6 protein-coding genes are annotated in these 7,550 nt (G+C 74.9%); 2 read left to right on the top strand and 4 right to left on the bottom strand.

From position 1 onward, the window contains the following. Nucleotides 1-1,679 (top strand): FtsX-like permease family protein (locus tag A2U95_RS14090; protein ID WP_166022476.1); only part of this gene is annotated, 1,679 nt, incomplete at its 5' end. A gap of 22 nt (nt 1,680-1,701) precedes the next feature. Beyond that, on the top strand, nt 1,702-2,691 hold the full coding sequence (locus tag A2U95_RS14085; RefSeq protein ID WP_166022474.1) for an ABC transporter ATP-binding protein: 990 nt from the start codon (nt 1,702-1,704) through the stop codon (nt 2,689-2,691). A gap of 284 nt (nt 2,692-2,975) precedes the next feature. Here A2U95_RS14085 and A2U95_RS14080 read toward each other — a convergent pair whose 3' ends face one another. The 4 genes from A2U95_RS14080 to A2U95_RS14065 form a co-directional block, all read right to left on the bottom strand. Next, complete coding sequence (locus A2U95_RS14080; protein ID WP_166022472.1) at nt 2,976-3,629, bottom strand: DUF8010 domain-containing protein; 654 nt, start codon at nt 3,627-3,629, stop codon at nt 2,976-2,978. Further along, complete coding sequence (locus A2U95_RS14075) at nt 3,626-4,054, bottom strand: acyl-CoA thioesterase (RefSeq protein WP_166022470.1); 429 nt, start codon at nt 4,052-4,054, stop codon at nt 3,626-3,628. Before A2U95_RS14075 ends, A2U95_RS14080 begins: the two co-directional genes overlap by 4 nt. Nucleotides 4,055-4,061: 7 nt before the next feature. After that, nucleotides 4,062-5,726, bottom strand: a complete 1,665-nt coding sequence (ettA, locus tag A2U95_RS14070) for an energy-dependent translational throttle protein EttA (RefSeq protein ID WP_166022468.1) — start codon at nt 5,724-5,726, stop codon at nt 4,062-4,064. Between the two features lie 130 nt (nt 5,727-5,856). Beyond that, nucleotides 5,857-7,248, bottom strand: coding sequence for a thioester domain-containing protein (locus tag A2U95_RS14065; protein WP_240957320.1), 1,392 nt, complete (start codon nt 7,246-7,248; stop codon nt 5,857-5,859). Nucleotides 7,249-7,550 lie beyond the last annotated feature (302 nt).

The raw sequence follows: 7,550 nt of genomic DNA, 5'->3' as shown, positions 1-7,550 counted from the left end.
CCGCCGTCGCCGCCGTGCCCGCGGCGGCGCTGGGCCTGGCCGCGGCGCTGCTCGTCGTCCCCGGCGGACGGTGGGGACCCGCCGCCCTGGCCGCGGGCGCGGTGGCCGTCGTCGCCTCCCTGGCCCTGCCGCTGCGCGCCGCCGTCACCCACCGCACGGTCCGGGTGCACGCCCCGCGGGAGGACGCCGCCTCCGCCCGCCCCTCCCGCCGCCGCACCGTCGCCGAGCTCACCCTGCTGGTGCTGGCCGCGGCGGCCGTGGAGGCGCTGCGGCGGCGCGGCATCGCCGGCGGCACCGCCGCCGACCCGCTCACCGCGCTCGCGCCCGTACTGATCGCGGTGATCACCGCCCTGGCCGTCGCCCGCCTGCTGCCCGCGCTGCTGCGGCTCGCCGCCCGCCCCGCGGGCCGGCTGCGCGGCCTCGTCGGCCACCTGGCACTGGCCCGCGCGGGCCGCGCCCCGGGCCCGGCGGTGCTGCCGCTGCTGGCGCTGCTGGTCCCGCTGGCCACCGCCGCGTTCGGCGGCTCGGTCCTCGCCGGGGTGGAGCAGGCCCGTCAGGACTCCGCGCTGCGGGAGGTCGGCGCGGACGCCCGCGTGGAGACCGTGGACCCGCTCCCGGGCCCGGTGGCCGAGCGGCTCCGCGGCCTGCCCGGCGTACGCGGGAGCACCTCGGCCGCCGTCTTCCACAAGTCCGACACCGAGGACGGCCGCCGCTCCCTGTCGGTCGCCGCGGTCGACCCGGAGCCGTACGCCGCGCTCGCCGCCCGCTCCGGCCTGGGCGCCTTCCCCGCGTCCGCCCTGGAGGCGGACGCGGCCTCCCGGAGCGGGGCCGACTCCGTCCCGCCGGACTCCGTCCCGCCGGACTCCGGCAGGGCGGACTCCGGCAGGGCGGACTCCGGCGGGACGGAAGCCGGCGGGGCGGTCCTGCCCGCCGTGGCCTCCCCCTCGGTGGCCGACCTGCTCGGCGACGGCCCGGCCCTCCTGCGGCTGACCGGCGGGACCACCGTCACCGTCCGCGTGGTGGCGGTACGCGACCTCACCCCGGCGGTCGCCGGTTCGCACTTCCTGCTCGTCGACCGGTCGGCCCTGCCGGCGAAGGCCGCCCGGCCCAACCTGCTGCTGCTCAGCGGCGAGCGCCCGGACGGCGACCGGATCCGCGAGGTGGCCGGTGAGGCCGCCACGGTCCTGGTGCGGACCGAGCGGCTGGCCCTGCACGTCGACTCGCCGCTGCAGACCGGCGCGGAACGCTTCTGGACGGCGGCCGTCCTGACCGGAGCGCTCTACGCCGCGCTCGCCCTGGTCCTCACCCAGCTGCGCGCCGCCCCGGAACGGGCCGCGCTGCTCGCCCGGCTGCGCACCATGGGCCTGACCCGGCGCCAGGGCCGCCGGCTGCTCGTCCTGGAGTCGCTCCCGCAGGCGCTCCCGGCCGCGCTGGGCGGCGTGCTCGCCGGATGGGCGACGGTCCGGCTGCTGGCACCGGGCGTGGACCTCACCGCGGTCGCCCTGCGCGTCTCCGGCACCACGCCCGGGGGCGCCGCCCGGCTCACCCCGGACCTTCCCTCGCTGCTGCTGCCCATGGCCGCGGTGCTGCTGCTGACCGTGGGCATCGCCGCCGTCCAGGCCTGGTGGACCGGCCGCCGCGGTTCGGTCGCCGAACTGAGGGTGGGCGACCAGCGATGACCCGAACCCGAGGAGGCGCACGATGACCTCGCAGCACCCCGGCCCCGGCGCGGGGCCGACCCTGGCCGACCTGGCGCACCGGGTCACGGCCGACCGCGAACGTCCCGCCTACGGCCACGACGCGCTGATCACCTGCGACCGGCTGGTGCGGATCTTCTCCGTCGGCGGGGTCGAGGTGCAGGCGCTGCAGGGCCTCGACCTGCTGGTCCGCGAGGGCGAGCTGATGGCGCTGGTCGGCGCGTCCGGCAGCGGCAAGTCCACGCTGATGAACATCCTGTCCGGCCTGGACACGCCGACCGCCGGCACGGCCCGGGTCGCCGGGCACGACCTGCTCGCCATGAACGCCCGCGCCCGCCTCGCCTACCGGCGCGAGGTCGTCGGCTTCGTCTGGCAGCAGACCGCCCGCAACCTGCTGCCCTACCTGACGGCCGCGCAGAACGTCACGCTGCCGATGCGGCTGCGCGGGGTCCGGGCGCGCCGCCGCGACCAGGCCGAGCGGGCGGGGGAACTGCTCTCCCTGCTGGACGTCGCCGACCTCGGCGACCGCCGCCCGCACGAGCTCTCCGGCGGCCAGCAGCAGCGGGTGGCGATCGCCGTGGCCCTGGCCAACAACCCGGCGGTGCTGCTCGCCGACGAGCCCACCGGCGAGCTGGACTCGCGGACCGCGGAGCAGATCTTCGGCGCCTTCCGCACCGTCAACGAACGGCTGGGCACCACGGTGGTCGTCGTCACCCACGACAAGGCGGTCGCCGACCAGGTCCGGCGCACCGTGGCGATCCGCGACGGCCGCACCGCCACGGAGGTGCTGCGCCGCAGCGAACTCGACCGGGCCACCGGTCACGAGCGCCTGGTCTCCCGGGAGTACGCCACCCTGGACCGGGCGGGCCGCCTCCAGCTGCCCGCCGAGTACACCAGGGCGCTCGACATGCGGGACCGGGTGGCGCTGGAACTCCGGGCCGACCACATCACGGTCCACCCGGACGACGGAACCGCTGCCGACGGGACCGCTTGACCGGACGCGGCCACGGGGCGGAACCGGGCGGGGGACACGGACCGCCGTGCCGGCCTCGGACCGAGGCCGCCTCGGGCGACGCGGCACGGCACGGGCGGCGCGGCACGGGCGGCGCGGGCCTCGCGCACGGCCGGCGCGGGCAGGTGGAGGCCGCGTCGGGGATCGGATCGGCGTCAGGTCCTGCCGGAGGCACCTGGGGCACGGCCGGCGCGCCGGTCGTGCCGCGGCGTCACCGGCAGGTCGGCGGCACCGGCAGGTCGGCGGCACCGGGGTGCCGGTCCGCGTCAGACGACGCCGACGCCCAGGCCGCCGAGACGCCCGGCGCGCCGGACGGCGATGGAACCGTAGGGCGTGCGCAGCCGCAGCCAGGAGCCGCAGGACAGGATCTGCGGGCCGGGCCCCGGCCTCAGGAACCCGAGGGACTGCGCGGCGTGCACGGCCCGGACCGGCAGCCCGGTCCCGTCGACCGTCCGCGCCCAGATCTGCCGCCCGGTGCGGTCCAGCTCGGCACGGGTGCGCTCCTGCGGCGGGATCTCCTCGACCCGCCGGCGGAACTCGGCCACAGCGGCGGCGACCAGCCCCCGCAGCGCCTCCGCCGACAGCGAGCTCTCGGCCCGCCATCCGCCGCGCGGCGGCAGCAGCCCGGCCCAGGCCGGCCCGGTGACCGCCGCCGGCACCACGGCCGCGGCGGCGCCCTCGTCCACCGACTCCAGCAGTTCCCCCGCCGAGACCGTCAGGTCGAGGGACTCCACCGGGTCCGCGAGCCGGACCGCCCGCACCGCGAGCACCTCGAAGGAGGCCGGGCTGCCGTAGACGGCGACCGCCCCGTCCGCGCCCTGGAGCCGGACCGCGGCGGCGCGGTCGTAGTGCAGGAGCCGGGAGAGGAAGGCGGCGAGGTCCGCGGCCTCGCCCTGGTCGGCGAACCGGAGCTTCGTCATGACCCGGCGGCCTCGTCGTCCTGGTACTTCTCCAGGAAGTACCGCTCCTCCTCGGTGAGCCGCCGCGGCCGCTGGAGCGCGAAGTCGAACGGCGCCATCACCGTCGACGCCCGCGCGTACACCAGGTCCGGCTCGTCACCGGACCCGGTGTCCTTGACCTCGTAGGCCAGGGTGAACGAGGCCGCGCGGATCCTCGTCACCCACACCTCGACGTCCACCGGCGCGTGCCGGTGGACCAGCTGACGCTTGTAGTCGATCTCGTGCCGCGCCACCACCGTCCCCCGCGCGAAGGCATGGTCCTGGTCCGGGCGGAACAGCATGTCCACCCGGGCTTCCTCCAGGTAGCGCAGGAACATCACGTTGTTGACGTGGCCGTACGCGTCCATGTCGCCCCAGCGCAGGGGGCAGCGGTAGAGATGGCGCACGAGTCGATCAGTCCCGGGTCAGCTTCTTGTAGGTGGCGCGGTGCGGACGCGCGGCGTCCGGGCCGAGCCGCTCGACCTTGTTCTTCTCGTAGGACTCGAAGTTGCCCTCGAACCAGAACCACTTGGAGTCGCCCTCGTAGGCGAGGATGTGCGTCGCCACGCGGTCCAGGAACCACCGGTCGTGGGAGACGACCACGGCGCAGCCCGGGAACTCGAGCAGCGCGTTCTCCAGCGAGGACAGGGTCTCGACGTCGAGGTCGTTGGTCGGCTCGTCGAGGAGCAGCAGGTTGCCGCCCTGCTTCAGGGTGAGCGCCAGGTTCAGGCGGTTGCGCTCACCGCCGGAGAGCACGCCGGCCGGCTTCTGCTGGTCCGGGCCCTTGAAGCCGAACGCGGAGACGTAGGCGCGCGACGGCATCTCGACCTGGCCGACGTTGATGTAGTCAAGGCCGTCGGAGACGACCTCCCACAGCGTCTTCTTGGCGTCGATGTTGGCGCGGCTCTGGTCGACGTAGCTGATCTTGACGGTCTCGCCGACCTTGATGTTGCCGGAGTCCGGCTGCTCGATCCCCTGGATCATCTTGAACAGCGTGGTCTTGCCGGCGCCGTTGGGACCGATGATGCCGACGATGCCGTTGCGCGGCAGCGTGAACGACAGGTCGTCGATCAGGACCTTCTCACCGAAGGCCTTGCGGAGGTTCTCCACCTCGACGACCACGTTGCCCAGACGCGGGCCCGGCGGGATCTGGATCTCCTCGAAGTCCAGCTTCCGCATCTTGTCGGCCTCGGCGGCCATCTCCTCGTAGCGGGCCAGACGCGCCTTGGACTTGGCCTGCCGCCCCTTGGCGTTGGAGCGGACCCACTCCAGCTCCTCCTTGAGGCGCTTGGCGCGCTTGGCGTCCTTCTGGCCCTCGACCTTGAGGCGCGCGGCCTTGGTCTCGAGGTACTTGGAGTAGTTGCCCTCGTAGCCGTGCAGGCGGCCGCGGTCGACCTCGCAGATCCAGCCCGCGACGTTGTCCAGGAAGTACCGGTCGTGGGTCACGGCGACGACGGTGCCGGCGTACTGGGCGAGGTGCTGCTCCAGCCAGTTCACCGACTCGGCGTCGAGGTGGTTGGTGGGCTCGTCGAGGAGCAGCAGGTCGGGCGCCTCGAGCAGCAGCTTGCAGAGCGCGACGCGGCGGCGCTCACCACCGGAGAGGTTGCTCACCGGCCAGTCGCCGGGCGGGCAGCCCAGGGCGTCCATGGCCTGCTCCAGCTGGGCGTCGAGGTCCCACGCGTTGGCGTGGTCCAGGTCGTCCTGGAGCTTGCCCATCTCCTCCATGAGCTCGTCGGAGTAGTCGGTCGCCATCAGCTCGGCGATCTCGTTGAACCGGTCGAGCTTGCCCTTGACCTCGGCGACGCCCTCCTGGACGTTCTCCAGGACCGTCTTGTCCTCGTTGAGCGGGGGCTCCTGGAGGAGGATGCCGACGGTGTAGCCCGGGGTCAGGAACGCGTCGCCGTTGGAGGGCTGCTCCAGACCGGCCATGATCTTGAGGACGGTCGACTTTCCGGCGCCGTTCGGGCCGACGACGCCGATCTTCGCCCCGGGGAGGAAGGAGAGGGTGACGTCGTCGAGGATCACCTTGTCGCCGTGCGCCTTGCGCGCCTTGCGCATGGTGTAAATGAACTCAGCCAAGAGAAACCGTCCGGCAGCTTGAAACTCGCGGTGGGCAGATACACCCCATCTTGCCGTACCGCCACCCCAGGACGAAAACGGCCCGTCCCCGCGCCGCCTTCCGGGGCCGACGCGGAACGTGTCCGCCGGATCACTCCTGGTGGGCTTCCCGGCGGTGCTGCCTGACCACGCTGAGGACGGCCGCGCCCACGACCACCAGCCCGGCGCCGATCGAGGCGGCCAGGCCGGTGCCGCCGCCTCCGCCGGTGGTGGCGAGGTCCTCGCCGGTCACCGACGGGGTGGACGGCATCGGGCGCGGCTCGGGCACGGTCTGCGTCCGGACGGCCGACGCGGCGCTCTCGGTGAGGCAGTCGAGCACCCCGCTGAACACGACCGGCCGCAGGGACCGCCGCTCGCCCGGGGCCGCCTCGACGCCCACGCTGTAGGCCTCGTCCTCGGTGAGCGGCTGGGAGACCGTGCGCCGCTCGCCCGGGGCGAGGGTGTAGTCGGTGCCGGCCACCCGGTAGGTGAAGTCCTCGTCGCCCCGGTTGAGCAGGGTGACGTCCAGTCCGGAGACCCGGCCGGAGTCGGACGGCTCGCAGCGCTCGCGGCCCCACAGGGCGGGCACGGCGCCGTCCCGCCTCCAGACCGTCGTGGCGGTGGCCCGCACGGTGGTCTCGCTGGACGCGGCGACCACCTGGGTCTGGCTCCGGCTGTCCGAGGTCAGCGCCCGCCCCACCGGCACGGTGGTGGTCGCCTCCACGGTGAGCGTGGCCGCGCCGTTGTCGGCGTCGAGGGGGATGTCGACGTACAGCCCGTCGCCGTCGTCCACCGTCTCGACCGCGTGCCCCTCGGCGTCGGTGATCCACGCCGGGCTGGTGTCCGCGGGCGGCAGGACCGTCACGTCGTCGGCACCGGTGCGTACGGCGACCGGCCCTATCCGGGTGCCGGGCCGCCCGGCGGCGGCCGGCGGGTCGAACCGGAGCGAGGCACGGGGCTCCTTCTCCGGCCGGGCGTTCTTCACCAGGTAGTCGGCGAGCCGCTCGGCCTGCGGGTCGGCGGCGGTGACGTCGGCTCCGTCGGAGAGCCGCCAGACGGCGACCTGGGTGCCCGCCGCCGCGTCCTGCTCGGTGAGCCCCTTGGCGCCGGCCCGTTCGGCGAGCTGGGACAGGTCGTCCACCTGCGGGTAGGAGTGGCGCAGCACCCAGACGATCCGGCCGGCCTCCCGGTTGCCGGCCAGCGAGGTGCCGTACCAGTCGCTCTCCTGGTAGACGACGCCGGGCTGGGTGGCGCGCTGGATGTCGACGCCGTAGGTCTGCAGCGTCCCGCCGCCGTCCACGGAGAGTTCGAACAGCCCCGCCGGGACCTGCCGGTCGCCGTCCGTCCCGTGGATCACCGCGGTGCCGAAGGCACGCAGGTCGTCGGCGACGGCCGTGGCGCCGCCGGCGTTCCACTGCGGCGTCGCGAGCGCGGCCGAGTCGGCGGTGGCGGCCGCCGCACCGGTGGCCGCACCGGCGGCCAGCAGTCCGGACAACAGTGACACCGCTGCGGCGCGGACCGCACCGGACCGGCGCGCGACCACGGCGTGGAACGACGAATGCACGGAACTCCCCTCCGGTCAGGGCCCTCTGACGCGGGCCCCGGGAGCCGTGCGCGGTGCCATCGGCCCATGACCCACCCCGGCATCCTAGGGAAGCGCCCCGCCGCACCCGGCCGCGGCCCGGGGCCGGGCCGGTTCCGACTCGTAATTGTTACCGCCCGAAACATGACCAACAGGAGGCAACCGGGACAGCCGGCGGTGACATCACGTCAGCAGGGGAGCGTCCGGCGCCGCTTGTACCCCCC

The organism is Streptomyces chilikensis (assembly GCF_001642695.1).
GTDB classification, from domain to species: domain Bacteria; phylum Actinomycetota; class Actinomycetes; order Streptomycetales; family Streptomycetaceae; genus Streptomyces; species Streptomyces chilikensis.
The sequence above is the reverse complement of the archived record's forward strand: the minus strand, read 5'-3'. Positions and strand labels throughout refer to the sequence as shown.